This is a genomic window from Sedimenticola selenatireducens (genome assembly GCF_007625115.1).
GTDB classification, from domain to species: Bacteria; Pseudomonadota; Gammaproteobacteria; order Chromatiales; family Chromatiaceae; genus Sedimenticola; species Sedimenticola selenatireducens_A.
Genome location: NZ_VMNH01000018.1, coordinates 1 through 14443 on the forward strand (window position 1 = coordinate 1; position 14443 = coordinate 14443).

Sequence of the window (14443 nt, forward strand, 5' to 3'; positions counted from 1 at the left end):
ACCAGAACCTAAACCAGAACCTAAACCAGAACCTAAACCAGAACCTAAACCAGAACCTAAACCAGAACCTAAACCAGAACCTAAACCAGAACCTAAACCTAAACCTCGTATTCAAAAGGAAGCGATAGCAGAAGCACAGCCGGTTAAGCCGTTACCAAGATCACAGCCTGTATCTAAGCAGCCCCCTCAGGCTGTCGATCAGGATCAAATGCGGAATCTTTATGTGACGCAATTGCTGAAACATATTGAGCAGTTTAAAAATTATCCCTTGCCGGCAAGAAAGCGAAATATTGAGGGGCAAGTAAAGGTCAGTTTTAGTTTGTCAGCGAGTGGCATTCTTAGTGGCCTCCAGGTTACGGGTGGTCATGCGCTTCTCAACAAGGCGACACAACGAGCCCTAGAGCGGGCACTGCCATTGCCGCCATCACAAGTACCAGTAGAGTGGCCGATTCAGGTTAGCTTCTATTTGAAATATTCACTCTCGATGTAAGTTGGATACGAAAGAAATTGATGTGGCAGTTTAATGGTCAGCGTTTATCAAGGATCTACTGTATATGAGAAACCTGCGGAAAGTACTGGTGGTGATTATTATCTCCTGTTTTCTGTTCTCAGTTGGATGGGTTTATGCAAATGACCCCAGGCACTATGACCTCTTGGGTACCGAAAGGTCTTTCGATGAGTTTCGTGGCAAGTGGTTGTTGGTGAATTATTGGGCAACGTGGTGTGTTCCCTGCTTGGAGGAGATCCCGGAACTCAATAAATTGCATACTGAGCATTTTGATACTGATGCCGTGGTTGTCGGTATCAATATGGAGGGTTTTGATTCAGCTGCATTGCAGCTCTTCATTGAAGAACAGAAGATCATTTACCCTGTCTGGACTGCCATGCCCTCCGATCAAACCGCCTTTGGTTCCTTGTCTGGAATGCCCACCTCTTATCTAGTTTCGCCAGAGGGTGAGGTGGTTGCAAAACATGTTGGTGTGCTCACTGCTCAGATGGTCGAGCGGTTTATTGCACGGTAAATGATCTGATTGAGTTTGGCTGGGGGTATCTGTTGCTGAGCGAGTGAAGAGGCGTCATCTAGACTTGTATTAGCGTTAAGGGTATTCCAACGAGGTGATTGGTACGCCTTGGATTCCCTTTTCTGACCGAAGTGTTACCTATCTTTCCGGTATAAAGTGTGACCTATGTGCTCGGTACACACCATTGAAAAGTGGCGCGCCCGACAGGATTCGAACCTGTGACCCCTGCCTTCGGAGGGCAGTACTCTATCCATCTGAGCTACGGGCGCTGAGGGCGTGATTATATAAGAAGAGTTGTCTGAAAGGCCACCTCCGCTTGCATCTTGGGGTATATTTTTCAGGCCTGCCGATATAGCCTTTGTGTTTGTCGTTAGTATTCCCTTCACACGATGGTAGGGATGAATCTGGTGCTTTCGAATACTCAATGAGGAAATTACGCGTGAAACTTAATGACAGCCTGCTGTTACGACAGGAGAATTATATTAATGGCGAGTGGGTCGCTTCCTCTGATGGTGCGACGCTCTGTGTGACCAACCCCGCGACGGGGGAGCAGATTGCCACTGTTCCATCATTGAACGTGGAGGATGTGCGAAACGCCATCGCTTTGGCAGAAGAGGCCTGGGTTCTCTGGCGGGAGTATTCGGCAAAAGAGCGCTCTGTACTGTTACGTCAGTGGTTCGATCTGATTATTGATCATCAAGATGACCTGGCAATGCTGATTACCACCGAACAGGGCAAGCCACTGGCTGAGGCACGAGGTGAGGTGCTGTACGCCGCCTCGTTTATCGAGTGGTTTGCTGAGGAAGCCAAGCGCGTCTACGGTGATGTGATTCCCCATTCTGCCCGTGGTAAACGGATCATGGTGCTGCGCCAGCCGATCGGTGTAACGGCGGCGATTACCCCTTGGAATTTCCCCGCAGCGATGATCACGCGCAAGTGCGCGCCTGCCCTGGCTGCCGGCTGTCCAATGATCGTTAAGCCGGCCGATCAAACGCCCTTGACAGCATTGGCGTTGGCGGAACTTGCCTCACGCGCAGGTATTCCTAAAGGTGTGTTCAATGTCGTTACGGGTGAGGCCTCTGTTATTGGGCCTGAGCTCACTTCCAACCCGATTATACGCAAGCTCAGTTTTACCGGCTCAACACCGGTCGGGAAATTGTTGATGGCACAGTGTGCCTCCACCGTAAAAAAGCTGTCGCTGGAGCTTGGCGGTAATGCGCCCTTTATCGTATTTGATGATGCGGATCTGGATGCGGCCGTTCAGGGGGCCATGCTGAGCAAGTATCGGAACTCAGGGCAGACTTGTGTCTGTGCCAACCGGTTTTTGGTCCAAGCGGGGATTTACGATCGATTCGCAGAGCGGTTGGCGCAGGAGGCGACCAAGCTGAAGGTTGGACAGGGTACGGAGGCGGATGTTCAGCAGGGACCTCTGATTGATGAACGGGCTCTGGCCAAGGTTGAATCGCATATCTCGGATGCCCTTGGTAAGGGGGCTTCGGTGGTGGTTGGTGGGGCACGCCATGCCCTGGGGGGGACTTTTTACCAGCCGACGGTCCTGACGGGTGTGACTGAAGATATGTTTGTTGCGGCAGAAGAGACCTTTGGGCCGGTTGCGCCACTGATTCGTTTTGATACGGAAGCGGAGGCGCTGGCCATTGCCAACAATACCCGCTCCGGGTTGGCTGCCTATCTCTATAGTCGGGACATGGCGCGAATATGGCGTGTCTCGGAGGGCCTGGAGTACGGCATCGTGGGTGTTAATGAAGGGATTATCTCCACGGAAGTGGCCCCGTTTGGCGGAGTGAAGGAGTCTGGCCTTGGCCGGGAAGGCTCACGCTATGGTATTGATGAGTACTTGGAGATGAAATACATCTGTCTGGGTGGAATCGATAATTGATGGAATGGCGTGTGATGCCTGGCTTATCCAGCAGGCCATTTGGCCCATTCGTATAGTGGTATAAAGGGGTTTCAGTCGATCTTTAGAGCGGTTGTCGTTATACTGCGGCCAATATTGACCATTGGGGGCAAATGTCGACACGTTATCCCCCCTTTTGACCCAGATGTATGAGGAGTTTGACAGTGAGCCATAAAGTTGTTTCTCAGATCAAGCAGATGGCGGTTGCCGGAATGGCCGCTCTCGTAATCAGCGGCCCCGTTTTGGCAAATGAGCGTGCCGAGGTGATCGAGCGAATCAAACCTGTAGGGCAAGTGGCCGTTGAAGGCCAGGCCCAGTCTGCGGCACCGGCTACAGCGGTAGCGGCGGCAGCACCGGCGGCTGCGCCTGCTGCACCCGCAGATCCAGGCGCTGCGCTTTACGCGGCCAAAGGGTGTAACGCCTGTCATGGTGCTGAGGGACGTACTCCGATCATGCCCAGTTATCCCAAGGTCGCTTCCTTGCCAGAACCTTACATCGTCAATCAGCTGAAGGACATCAAGAGTGGTGCTCGCAGCAATGGTCAAAGTGCTGCTATGAAAGGGATTATGGCGGCAGTATCTGATGAAGATATGAAAGTCATTGCTGCTTGGTTGAGTGCCTTGCCGCGTGCAGCGGCTGCAACGCCAGCCGCCCCAGTCGCTGCGGCCCCTGCGGCTGCGCCAGCCCCGGCAGCAGCACCCGCTGCTCCAGCCGCGGATCCAGGCGCTGCACTTTATACCTCCAAGGGGTGCTCTGCCTGTCACGGTGCAGAAGGCAAGGCGCCGATTATGACGACCTATCCGAAGGTGGCTGCCCTGTCGGAGCCTTACCTTATTAATCAGATGAAAGATATCAAGAGTGGGGCGCGTAATAACGGTCAGACCGCCGCTATGAAGGGTTTGATGGCCACGGTATCTGAAGAGGATATGAAGGCGATTGCTGGCTGGTTGAGTAAACTGCCCCGCTAACGCGTTACTGTGTAATGAGACAAAAAGGGCATGCTGCGGCATGCCCTTTTTTATGCGAAACCAACCGCTTATTTACCCAGCATGGCACGCATGTTGGCCAGATGGGCATTGCCTCTGTCCTGTTTCTCCTCTTTGGATAAGACATCGCTTTGGCGTCCTTCCCATTTCAGATCCTCTTCTGGTAGCTCGGCAAGAAAGCGGCTGGGCTCACAGGCAATGATCTCTCCAAAGCGCTTGCGCTTCTGCGCGAAGCTGATGGTCAGTGTTCGTTGTGCTCGGGTAATGCCAACATAGGCGAGTCGGCGCTCCTCTTCAATATTGTCTTCCTCAATACTGCTCTTGTGGGGCAGCAGCTCCTCTTCAACACCGACCAGAAAAACATGGGGGAACTCCAATCCCTTGGAGGCATGCAGGGTCATCAGGTGTACCTGGTCATTACCACTCTCGTCGTCTTGGCGTTCTAAGATATCCTGCAGGGCGAGGTGGCTGACCATCTCGCTCAGGCTCTCGCCGACGCGATCTCCTTTGTGCAGTTGCTCCAGCCACTGAACCAGCTCCAGGACGTTCTCCCAACGTCGTTCGGCCACCTTGTCGCTGGAGGCCTTCTCGTAAAGCCAATCTTCATATTGCAGCTCTTTTAGCATGTCCCGCACCGTCTGAACCGGGTGGTCCTCTTCTGCGCGGCGTTGGAAATGATCTATCCAGCGGGCAAACTCCTGGAGTCGTTCCAGGGGGCGCTTGGCGAGTTGCTGTTCCAGTCCCAATTCGTTACAGGCCGTGAGCAGGCTGATGTCGCGTTCAGTGGCGTAGGTTCCGAGCTTTTCCATGGTGGTGGCACCCACTTCGCGACGTGGGGTGTTGACGATCCTAAGGAAGGCCGCATCATCATCCGGGTTGGCCAGCAGCCTGAGATAGGCCATGACATCTTTGATTTCTGCGCGACTGAAGAATGAGGTACCGCCACTCAGGAAATAGGGGATGTTGTGCTGTCGCAGGGCCGATTCAAACAGCTTGGCCTGATGGTTGCCGCGATAGAGAATGGCATAGTCGCCATGGGCTGCACCGGATGTAAATTTATGGTGAATGATCTCTGAAACCACCTTTTCCGCTTCATGAAGCTCATTTTTACAGCTCATGATACGAATCATCTCCCCCGGTCCAAGATCACACCAGAGTCGCTTTTCAAACACATGGGGATTGTTGGCAATCAGGGTATTGGCGGCCTTGAGTATGCGTCCTGATGAGCGGTAGTTTTGTTCCAGCTTGACGACTTTAAGGCGCGGGAAGTCCTCTTTTAATCGAATCAGGTTTTCCGGTCTGGCGCCGCGCCAGGCATAAATCGACTGATCGTCATCACCCACAACGGTCAAGGCTTCCCGGACGCCGACTAATTGTCTGACCAGTTCGTACTGACTGAGATTGGTATCCTGGTACTCATCCACCAGCAGATGGCGTATCCGGTTCTGCCAGTTTTCCAGGGTTTCTGGCGAATCACGAAACAGCCTCACGGGCAGCAGTATGAGGTCATCAAAATCGACCGCATTAAATGCCCGCAGTGAACGTTGATAGTGGGCGTAAAGCAGTGCGGTGCGCTGATCCAGATCACTCTCGGCAGAAGCGAGTGCCTGCTCGGGTGAAAGCATGTCATTTTTCCATTCGGAAATTCGCCATTGATAGCTGGAAGCGACTTCATCATCCCCTTTGCCCTTGCGTAACAACTCCTTCATAAGTCCCTCTGCATCTTGGGCATCGAAAATACTGAAGCCCGCTTTTAACCCCAGCAGTTTATGCTCCCGGCGAATGATGTTGAGGCCCAGGGTATGGAAAGTAGAGATGCTGAGGCCTTTGCTTTTTTTCCCCTTCAGCAACTCTGCAACGCGCTCTTTCATCTCTCTGGCCGCCTTGTTGGTGAAGGTGACAGCTGTGATATGGCGTGGGTCGAGGCCGATTGTCTCAATCAGGTAAGCGATCTTGCGGGTAATGACGCGCGTCTTTCCAGACCCTGCGCCGGCTAACACCAGTAGCGGGGAGTTTGTATGTCGTGCAGCCTCTTGCTGACTACTATTCAGGTCAGACATATCAATGAATCAAAAACAGGATAGAATCTAGTTAAGGGTGTGGTGAGCCGAGCAGGTCTCTCTACCACCATTATGCGGAAAAGATGAGGGATAGACCAGATGTCGAAGCATAAAGATTACAGTGAGCGTCCTCGGCAGAGCCAGCTTTCCAGGGAGTCTTGGAAGGTGTTTCAGATCATGGCTGAATTTGTCGAGGGTTTTGAGCAGCTTTCGGGTATCTGGCCGGCGGTGAGTATCTTTGGGTCGGCGCGGGAAAAGGCGGGTACTGTTGACTATATCAAGGCCGAGCAGATTGCCTATTTGCTCTCAGAGAGTGGCTTTGCCGTGGTGAGTGGTGGAGGCCCGGGTATTATGGAAGCGGCCAATAAGGGAGGGCACCGGGGACGGGCGCCCAGTATCGGCCTTAATATTGAACTACCCAGAGAGCAGACGCCGAATAGCTATCAGGATATATCACTCAATTTCAGGCACTTTTTTTCCCGCAAGGTCATGTTCGTCAAATACGCCTCAGCCTATGTGGTGATGCCGGGTGGTTTCGGCACACTGGATGAGTTGGCAGAGATACTAACGCTGATCCAGACCGGCAAAACCCGCCGTATCCCGGTTATTTTGGTGAATGGTGAATTTTGGGGTGGTTTATTGGGTTGGATGCGGGAGACGATGTGCAAGGCGGGGACTATTTCTGCCCATGATCTTGACCTCATAGAGGTGTGTGAGGAGCCTCAAGAGGTGGTAGATGCGATTTTTGCACACTACGAATCGCGCAGTTTTGAGCCTTCACTCTCGGAGCGGGAAATTCTATTGGAACTGTAATATGATTCCAGTTCCGACCGGTCTGATAGTTTATAGTGTCGTGGCGCAAACACTTTTGCCCCCGGGACGCTACTATTAAGTAAAGGGAATCGCATGTTGTAGGTTGGGCGTCGGTTTATCCTCCATGGATGTGCTCCTCAGGATTGAATCTTGATCTCGGAATAGTCCGGCCTCATCTGGTATCTAATAAGTCTTATATGTCCAGAGTTAAGGAATAGAAACAATGAAAAGAACATTACTCGCCACCCTGCTTTTGCTGGTGCTACCATTTGGTGCGGTCGCAGAAGAGCCTGCCCCTCTGCCTGCGCCGCCGGAGTTGCCGCCTCAGGTAGAGAGTGGTGAAGTGCTGGAACCTGAAGTGACCATTATCGAGAGCGATAAGGGTACTGTTCAGGAGTATCGTATCAACGGTCGCCTCTATATGGTCAAGATCACGCCTGTGGCGGGCCCTCCCTACTATCTACTTGATAATGATGGTGACGGTACATTGGATGTACGCCAGGAAGCTCATCCGGGAAAAATAGCTATACCCCAGTGGGTGTTGTTTAGCTGGTGAGGTGACCTATTTTTCAGCAGGGTCTTTGGCATGTGAGTTGCCGTGGTAAGAAAGGTTGTCATCAAACTGTAATGAAGCAACGGTGTAATATTCACTTCACACACTAAAGCTGATTAATTACAGAAGGCAGAGTAATTTACCATGGCGACAAAAATTCTGGTCGTTGAAGATGAGTCCGCGGTTCGCGAGATGATCCACTTTGTACTGGAGCAATCCGGGTATGATGTGCTCTGCGCCGAGAGCGTTGAAGAGGCAAAATCTGCGCTTGCTGATGCACCACCCGATCTTATCCTGATGGACTGGATGCTACCCGGTATCAGTGGTGTTGAGTATACCCGCGAATTGAAACAGGATTCGGTCACCCGTGACATTCCTGTCATCATGCTCACCGCCAGAGGTGAGGAGGATGATAAGGTGCGGGGGTTGGAGTGTGGCGCGGAAGATTACGTCACAAAGCCCTTTTCTCCGAAGGAGTTGGTGGCACGTATTAAGGTGATACTGCGGCGTGTGGCGCCACATGCCACTGAAGAAGCGGTGCAGGCGGGGGAGATGCGGCTGGATCCCGTCTCCTACCGTGTCACCATGAGCGATCAACCGATCGAGTTGGGGCCTACCGAGTTTAAACTGCTGCATTTTTTCATGACCCATCGGGAGAAAGTCTATAGCCGCTCCCGTCTGCTTGATAAAGTCTGGGGCACGAATGTCTATATTGAGGAGCGTACGGTAGATGTGCATATACGCCGCCTGCGCCAGGCATTGGAGCCGTTTGAAATGGATGGTCTGATTCAGACTGTTCGTGGTGCTGGCTACAGATTTTCGGAGCAGGTCTCTGCTCGATGAATCTCCCGGAGGCCTGGAGGAGTGAGTTGGTTGGTGTTGGGTTTGTTACCCTTCTGCTCATTCCTCTCGGCTTGGGAACCGGCCATCTGATCCCATTTCTTTGGGGTGGATTGACCCTCTATCTTGTCTGGCACTTCTATCAGTTGATTCGATTTACCCGCTGGCTGACTAAGCCCAAAGTTCATCCCCGGCCTCATGCAGTGGGTGTTTGGCGTCCACTTTTGCAGCGCATTGATCAATTGTCCGGTAGAGGCCAGAAACGCAAGCGTAAACTTAATCGCATGCTAACGGGCTTTTTGGAGTCTACGGGGGCGCTGCCAGACGCTACCGTAGTGTTGAATGATCAAGGCTGTCTGGACTGGTGGAATAGTGCCGCGTCGGAGTTTCTTGGGCTGGATAGAAAACAGCACAAGGGTGTCTTGATTGATGATCTGATTACTGATTCGGTGTTTCTCAGCTATCTGCATGCGGGCCACTACAGTCGTCCACTGCATATGCCTGCACCGGTCAATGACAACATCAGTCTTGAGGTACGGATTGTCCCCTACGGCAAAGGTAAGCGCCTGCTTCAGGCGCGCGACATTACCCGCCTGCATCAGTTGGAAATTGTTCGACGGGACTTTGTGGCCAATGTATCCCATGAAATACGTACCCCGCTAACAGTGGTGCATGGTTATGTCGAGACCATGCAGGAGAGTGACACCTTTCAAGGACCCTGGAAGCGAATCATTGAGCAAATGCGAACCCAAACTTTGCGTATGCAGCGCATCGTGGAAGACCTGCTACTACTCTCTCGTTTGGAGACGCGTAGCAGTAATGAAGGACAGGGTATTGTGGGTGTCTACCCCATGCTGCGGGGCGTGCTGGAAGGGGCTCGGCAGCTCAGCGGGGACAGAGGGCACGAGATCCTTTTGGATGCGGATGAGCGCCTTCGTTTAGTGGGAAATAGCCATGAGTTGGAGAGTGCTTTTACTAACCTCGTCTATAACGCGGTTCGTTACACACCGGAACAGGGCCGGATTGAGATGCGCTGGTGGCTCTCGGGGAGTGGTCCCTGTTTTTCGGTGACCGACAGTGGTATCGGCATTTCACCCGAGCACCTCCCCCGGTTGACGGAGCGCTTCTATCGTGTGGATGTGGGTCGATCGCGGGAGAGTGGCGGTACCGGGCTCGGCTTGGCGATCGTCAAACATGTGCTCACCCGCCATGATGCCCGTTTGGTGGTCGAGAGCGAGCCGGGTAAGGGCAGTATATTCACTTGCCGGTTTCCCCACTCCCGTGTGGCCTCTTGATTTCTCCGCTGGCCTCGATTAACTGTCATAAATATGTAACATAAATCCAAGATTCCTGTAACAAAGCAAACCGATAATTTCCTCCAGGTTAACAACGCCAATTTATTTAATGACCTGGAGGTCAAAGTGATCAAAAATCGTATCGTCCTGGCTGCTGCGCTGACTGCCGCGGCAGTCTCTACCGTAAATGCCGCTTCGCGCGACTACATCTCAGTCGTGGGATCCTCCACTGTTTATCCTTTTGCAACGGTTGTTGCTGAAAACTTTGGTAAAACAACGGCTTTTAAGACGCCAAAGATTGAATCTACCGGTTCGGGTGGTGGTCTCAAACTGTTTTGCGCCGGAGTTGGTGTTGAGCATCCTGATATCACCAACGCTTCACGTCGTATCAAAAGTTCCGAAGTTGAGAAGTGTGCCAGCAATGGTGTAATGGATATCGTTGAAGTGAAAGTCGGTTATGACGGTATCGTTATGGCCAATGCCAAATCCGCAGAACAGATCAAGCTGACTCGTCGTGATGTGTTCCTGGCACTGGCCAAGCAGGTTCCGAACCCCAAGGGCGGTGAGGATCTGGTCGAAAACCCCTATAAAACCTGGAAGCAGGTGAATGCAGCACTGCCTGATATGGACATTGAAGTCTTGGGTCCACCGCCGACCTCTGGCACCCGTGATGCCTTTGTTGAGCTGGCTATGGAAGGGGGTTGTAAGACGTTTGATTTCATCAAGGCGATGAAAAAGAAAGATAAAAAGGCCTACAAAGGCATCTGTCACACGATTCGTGAAGACGGTGCCTTCATCGAAGCAGGTGAAAATGACAACCTGATCGTGCAGAAACTGGAGAGCAACCCCAAGGCAATAGGGATCTTCGGCTTCAGCTTCCTGGATCAGAACTCGGATAAGGTACAGGGCTCTTCGGTTGACGGTATAGCCCCAACCTTCGAAGCGATCGCTGATGGCTCCTATCCTGTATCGCGCCCCCTCTACTTCTATGTGAAGAAGGCCCATGTCGGCAAGATCCCGGGCATTCAGGAGTACTTGGCTGAGTTCACCAGTGACAAAGCGTGGGGCGATGAGGGTTACCTGGTTGATAAAGGCATGATTCCAATGCCGAATCAGGAGCGCAATCAGTTTGCGGCCGATGTGAAAGGTTTGAATGTTCTTAAGCTGACTAAATAAGCTTTCACACTAACTGTCCCTGCTCAGGTTATGGTTCAAGTGAGCAGGGAGGCAAAGCCCTCTCCCGGTCTGCCGATGAGGGCGTTGCCGTTCTTAAGTCTGGAAGATTAGTTGCTGACGTATTATGACTAACACACTCCTGATCCTCATACTGTTAGGCCTGATGGCACTTGCCTACCATCTGGGTGTTCGCCGATCCCAGAAGTTGGTGGGTGGGCCTGGCGGGGTGCGTGGATTACACTCTTTGCCCTCCTACTATGGCTTCTTTACCGCGCTGTGGTGCGGCCTGCCCGCGTTGATCATGCTGCTGTTGTGGGTTTCATTGCAGGGTAGTGTGATTCGGGACTTGATCGTTTCTGATCTGCCTGAGGCTGTTCGTAACTTGCCAGAGGCGCGGTTAGGTTTGGTGATCAATGACATCCAGAATCTGGCGCAAGGAAATATTGTCTCGGGTGAAGTAAGTCCTGAGATGGCGCAGGCCGCGGAACATTACAAAAGCCTGCTGCGGACCAGCTATGCTGCATCATTTGTTGTTATTCTGAGTCTTGCCATCGCCGGACTCTCACTTGGCTGGCGATTGATCTCCCCCCAGTTTCGCGCTCGCAACCGGGTTGAATCGGTACTCAAGTGGTTGCTGATTGGATGCTCTACTATCGCCATATTCACCACACTGGGTATTGTACTTTCTGTGCTCTTTGAATCGATCCGTTTCTTTGGACAGATTCCTATTACAGAGTTTCTGTTTGGGCTTGAGTGGAGTCCACAGATGGCGATCCGAGAGGATCAGGTCGGCTCCTCGGGTGCCTTTGGCGTCATTCCGCTATTTGTGGGTACGCTGCTGATCGCGCTGATTGCCATGTTGGTTGCAGTACCCATCGGTCTCATGTCGGCTATCTATCTGTCGGAATATGCCGGCAGTCATTTTCGTGCCTACGCCAAACCGCTGTTGGAAATCCTCGCGGGTATCCCCACGGTTGTTTACGGTTTTTTTGCCGCGCTGACCGTGGCGCCTTTCATTCGGGACAACGGTGAACTTCTGGGTCTGGATGTTTCATCCGAGAGCGCCCTGGCCGCGGGATTGGTGATGGGGATCATGATTATCCCATTCATCTCATCACTGTCAGATGATGTGATCAATGCAGTACCTCAGACCATGCGTGATGCCTCGCTCGGCATCGGTGCTACCCATTCTGAGACCGTTAAAAAAGTGATTCTCCCTGCTGCCCTGCCGGGGATTGTTGGTGGCATATTGCTGGCGGTTTCCCGCGCAATTGGTGAGACCATGATCGTGGTAATGGCGGCAGGGCTCTCAGCCAATCTCACCGTCAATCCATTGCAGAGTGTCACCACAGTCACCGTTCAGATCGTTACGCTGCTGGTGGGTGACCAAGAGTTTGACAGTCCCAAGACACTGGCGGCCTTCGCGCTCGGACTGTTGCTGTTTTTAGTGACATTGATTCTTAACGTCGTTGCCCTGCGTGTGGTCAGGAAGTATCGAGAAGCCTATGAGTAAGTCGGAACAACAGCAGGCACGCACGATTGACCGTGTGAATACCACACTTGCCCAACGCTATGGCCGGGAGAGACGTTTCCGTCGATTTGGATTTTTTGCTGTCGTGTTGGGATTGGCATTTGTTGGCGTCATGTTCTTGAGCATTATTGGCAAAGGTTACAGCGCCTTTCAGCAGACCCGAATCCTGTTGGATATCGAGTTCACCGAATCAGTGATTGATCCATCGGGTGAACGTGACCCTGCGGTACTCTCGTCGGCAAACTATTCTGCGCTGATAAAAAATTCACTGCGGGCGTTATACCCTGAGGTGAAAGATCGCAAAGAGAAGCGTGAGCTATACGGAATTGTTAGCAACGGTGCGGCATTGATACTGCGTGCAAAAGTAATGGCAGATCCCACTCTGCTGGGCAGTCAGGCACAATTATGGTTGCCCGCTGATGATGATATCGACATGTTGGTCAAGGGCTATATAGATCGTACCGTTGTTCAATCGGAGCGTCGCGTAAAAGACAATGTGATTGCATGGATCGAGAAGCTGGAATCAGAGCAAAAAATCGGTAAATTTTTTAATACCACCTTCCTGACCGGTGGCGATTCCCGTGAGCCTGAATTGGCCGGTATCGGTGGTGCGGTGATGGGGTCGCTCTATACCTTGATCGTTACCCTGCTATTGTCATTTCCCATTGGTGTGGCGGCGGCGGTTTATCTTGAAGAGTTTGCCCCGCGTAATCGCTGGACCGATCTGGTTGAAGTGAATATCAATAACCTTGCTGCCGTACCGTCGATTGTGTTCGGTCTGCTGGGTTTGGCTGTTTTTATTAACTTCTTTGGATTGCCTCGTTCTGCACCCTTGGTGGGCGGTATGGTGCTGACCCTGATGACATTGCCCACCATCATTATTGCCAGTCGTGCTGCACTCAAAGCCGTACCGCCTTCCATACGTGAGGCCGCATTAGGTGTCGGCGCTTCAAAGATGCAGACGGTGTTCCATCATGTATTGCCGCTCTCCATGCCGGGTATGCTTACTGGAACCATCATTGGTATGGCGCAGGCCTTGGGCGAGACAGCACCTCTGCTGATGATCGGTATGGTGGCCTTTATCGTGGATATTCCGGGGAGTGCCATGGACCCGGCTACCGTATTGCCCGTACAGATTTTTCTCTGGGCAGATAGCCCAGAGCGCGCCTTTTTGGAAAAGACCTCTGCGGCCATCATGGTGCTTTTGGGTTTCCTTATTGTGATGAATGTGCTTGCCGTCATTTTACGTAAACGCTTTGAACGGCGTTGGTGATCATAACCTGATCTGAGTGGTTGGCAGAATTTTTACTGTATGACAAATAAAAGAATAGAGTCGATACCTGAATGCAAAACAGGAGTAATGAAATGTTAAGTGTAACGCCCAATACAGCTGGTGTTGTGACCCTTCCCAAAGGTTTAGTAGGGGCGGGCTTCGCGCCGGTTGCTGATGAGTCCCGTGCTATCAATGGAACCGTCGGCGATATCACTGCGGTAGATCCACGTATGACTGCCCGTAACGTCAATGTCTATTACGGTGACAAACTGGCGATCAATGATGTCAGCCTGGATATTGGCAAGAATGAAGTGATCGCCATGATCGGACCATCCGGCTGTGGTAAGTCGACTTTTTTGCGTTGCCTGAATCGCATGAACGATACGATCGATATCTGCCGTGTCGAAGGTGAGATCAAACTGGACGAGCAGAATATCTATGACAGCTCACTGGATGTTGTGCCTTTACGTGCCCAGGTTGGCATGGTCTTCCAGAAACCTAATCCGTTTCCAAAGTCTATCTACGATAACGTGGCCTATGGCCCACGCATTCATGGGCTGACCAGCAGCAAATCTGAGCTTGACGATATTGTTGAAGAGTCACTGTTGAAGGCCGGGCTCTGGGATGAGGTGAAAGATCGACTGGCCGAAACAGGAACAGGCCTCTCTGGTGGTCAGCAACAGCGCCTCTGTATTGCCCGCACTATAGCGGTTGCTCCGGAAGTGATCTTGATGGATGAGCCCTGTTCGGCGCTTGATCCCATTGCGACAGCGCGCGTTGAAGAGTTGATTGATGAACTGCGTGAACAGTTCACTATCGCGATTGTAACTCACTCTATGCAGCAGGCCGCTCGCGTGTCACAACGTACCGCCTATTTCCACTTGGGACAGCTGGTTGAAGTGGGCAAGACGGATGATATTTTTACCAACCCTCGTCATGGATTGACGGAGGATTACATCACCGGACGTTTTGGATAAGG

General features: G+C 52.1%; 13 protein-coding genes and 1 tRNA gene. 12 read left to right on the forward strand and 2 right to left on the reverse strand.

The annotated features are described in order from the left end of the window. Together FHP88_RS19180 and FHP88_RS13365 are read left to right on the forward strand one after the other, a co-directional pair. Window positions 1–490 (forward strand): TonB family protein (locus FHP88_RS19180; protein WP_186297720.1); only part of this gene is annotated, 490 nt, incomplete at its 5' end. Window positions 491–554: 64 nt separating this feature from the next. After that, window positions 555–1022, forward strand: coding sequence for a TlpA disulfide reductase family protein (locus tag FHP88_RS13365; protein ID WP_144359591.1), 468 nt, complete (start codon window positions 555–557; stop codon window positions 1020–1022). A 192-nt stretch (window positions 1023–1214) separates the two neighbouring features. Here the strand turns inward: FHP88_RS13365 and FHP88_RS13370 are convergent. Further along, window positions 1215–1291: transfer RNA gene (locus FHP88_RS13370), tRNA-Arg, on the reverse strand. A 170-nt stretch (window positions 1292–1461) separates the two neighbouring features. Here FHP88_RS13370 and FHP88_RS13375 point away from each other — a divergent pair. Together FHP88_RS13375 and FHP88_RS19375 are read left to right on the forward strand one after the other, a co-directional pair. Next, the gene (locus FHP88_RS13375) at window positions 1462–2919 is read left to right on the forward strand and encodes an NAD-dependent succinate-semialdehyde dehydrogenase (RefSeq protein ID WP_303776460.1); all 1458 of its coding nucleotides are present in this window, start codon (window positions 1462–1464) and stop codon (window positions 2917–2919) included. A gap of 182 nt (window positions 2920–3101) precedes the next feature. Then, entirely contained in the window at window positions 3102–3905 is an 804-nt protein-coding gene (locus FHP88_RS19375; protein WP_260843307.1) for a c-type cytochrome, read from the forward strand. 68 nt (window positions 3906–3973) lie between these two features. Here FHP88_RS19375 and rep read toward each other — a convergent pair whose 3' ends face one another. After that, a complete protein-coding gene (rep, locus tag FHP88_RS13385; RefSeq protein WP_144359593.1) occupies window positions 3974–5983 on the reverse strand; it encodes a DNA helicase Rep in 2010 nt (669 codons plus the stop codon). Between the two features lie 99 nt (window positions 5984–6082). Here rep and FHP88_RS13390 point away from each other — a divergent pair, with 99 nt between their 5' ends. The 8 genes from FHP88_RS13390 to pstB all read left to right on the forward strand — a co-directional run bounded on the left by FHP88_RS13390 (window position 6083) and on the right by pstB (window position 14441). Continuing rightward, window positions 6083–6796 carry a TIGR00730 family Rossman fold protein gene (locus FHP88_RS13390; RefSeq protein WP_144359594.1) on the forward strand — a complete coding sequence of 238 codons (714 nt, stop codon included), beginning with the start codon at window positions 6083–6085 and terminating at the stop codon, window positions 6794–6796. 223 nt (window positions 6797–7019) lie between these two features. Further along, window positions 7020–7352 (forward strand): DUF2782 domain-containing protein, encoded by a 333-nt coding sequence (locus FHP88_RS13395; protein WP_144359595.1) that lies wholly within the window; start codon window positions 7020–7022, stop codon window positions 7350–7352. Between the two features lie 141 nt (window positions 7353–7493). After that, the gene (gene phoB, locus FHP88_RS13400; protein ID WP_144359596.1) at window positions 7494–8192 is read left to right on the forward strand and encodes a phosphate regulon transcriptional regulator PhoB; all 699 of its coding nucleotides are present in this window, start codon (window positions 7494–7496) and stop codon (window positions 8190–8192) included. Then, entirely contained in the window at window positions 8189–9484 is a 1296-nt protein-coding gene (gene phoR, locus FHP88_RS13405) for a phosphate regulon sensor histidine kinase PhoR (protein ID WP_144359597.1), read from the forward strand. The genes phoB and phoR overlap by 4 nt, the downstream gene beginning before the upstream one ends. 129 nt (window positions 9485–9613) lie before the next feature. After that, a complete protein-coding gene (locus FHP88_RS13410; protein WP_144359674.1) occupies window positions 9614–10660 on the forward strand; it encodes a PstS family phosphate ABC transporter substrate-binding protein in 1047 nt (348 codons plus the stop codon). A gap of 124 nt (window positions 10661–10784) precedes the next feature. Next, window positions 10785–12173: a phosphate ABC transporter permease subunit PstC gene (gene pstC, locus FHP88_RS13415; RefSeq protein WP_144359598.1), complete on the forward strand. Its 1389-nt coding sequence runs from the start codon at window positions 10785–10787 to the stop codon at window positions 12171–12173. Then, window positions 12166–13464: a phosphate ABC transporter permease PstA gene (gene pstA, locus FHP88_RS13420; protein ID WP_144359599.1), complete on the forward strand. Its 1299-nt coding sequence runs from the start codon at window positions 12166–12168 to the stop codon at window positions 13462–13464. The genes pstC and pstA overlap by 8 nt, the downstream gene beginning before the upstream one ends. 230 nt (window positions 13465–13694) lie before the next feature. Continuing rightward, a complete protein-coding gene (gene pstB, locus FHP88_RS13425; protein WP_335341533.1) occupies window positions 13695–14441 on the forward strand; it encodes a phosphate ABC transporter ATP-binding protein PstB in 747 nt (248 codons plus the stop codon). The last annotated feature ends 2 nt before the right edge of the window (window positions 14442–14443 follow it).

What these genes read in the sequence shown, in the direction of transcription:
- FHP88_RS13390 (WP_144359594.1), top strand. Translation starts at nt 6,083, where the DNA reads ATGTCGAAGCATAAAGATTACAGTGAGCGTCCTCGGCAGAGCCAGCTT.
- FHP88_RS13395 (WP_144359595.1), top strand. Translation starts at nt 7,020, where the DNA reads ATGAAAAGAACATTACTCGCCACCCTGCTTTTGCTGGTGCTACCATTT.
- phoB (WP_144359596.1), top strand. Translation starts at nt 7,494, where the DNA reads ATGGCGACAAAAATTCTGGTCGTTGAAGATGAGTCCGCGGTTCGCGAG.
- phoR (WP_144359597.1), top strand. Translation starts at nt 8,189, where the DNA reads ATGAATCTCCCGGAGGCCTGGAGGAGTGAGTTGGTTGGTGTTGGGTTT.
- rep (WP_144359593.1), bottom strand. Translation starts at nt 5,983, where the DNA reads ATGTCTGACCTGAATAGTAGTCAGCAAGAGGCTGCACGACATACAAAC.
- pstB (WP_335341533.1), top strand. Translation starts at nt 13,695, where the DNA reads ATGACTGCCCGTAACGTCAATGTCTATTACGGTGACAAACTGGCGATC.
- FHP88_RS13365 (WP_144359591.1), top strand. Translation starts at nt 555, where the DNA reads ATGAGAAACCTGCGGAAAGTACTGGTGGTGATTATTATCTCCTGTTTT.
- pstC (WP_144359598.1), top strand. Translation starts at nt 10,785, where the DNA reads ATGACTAACACACTCCTGATCCTCATACTGTTAGGCCTGATGGCACTT.
- pstA (WP_144359599.1), top strand. Translation starts at nt 12,166, where the DNA reads ATGAGTAAGTCGGAACAACAGCAGGCACGCACGATTGACCGTGTGAAT.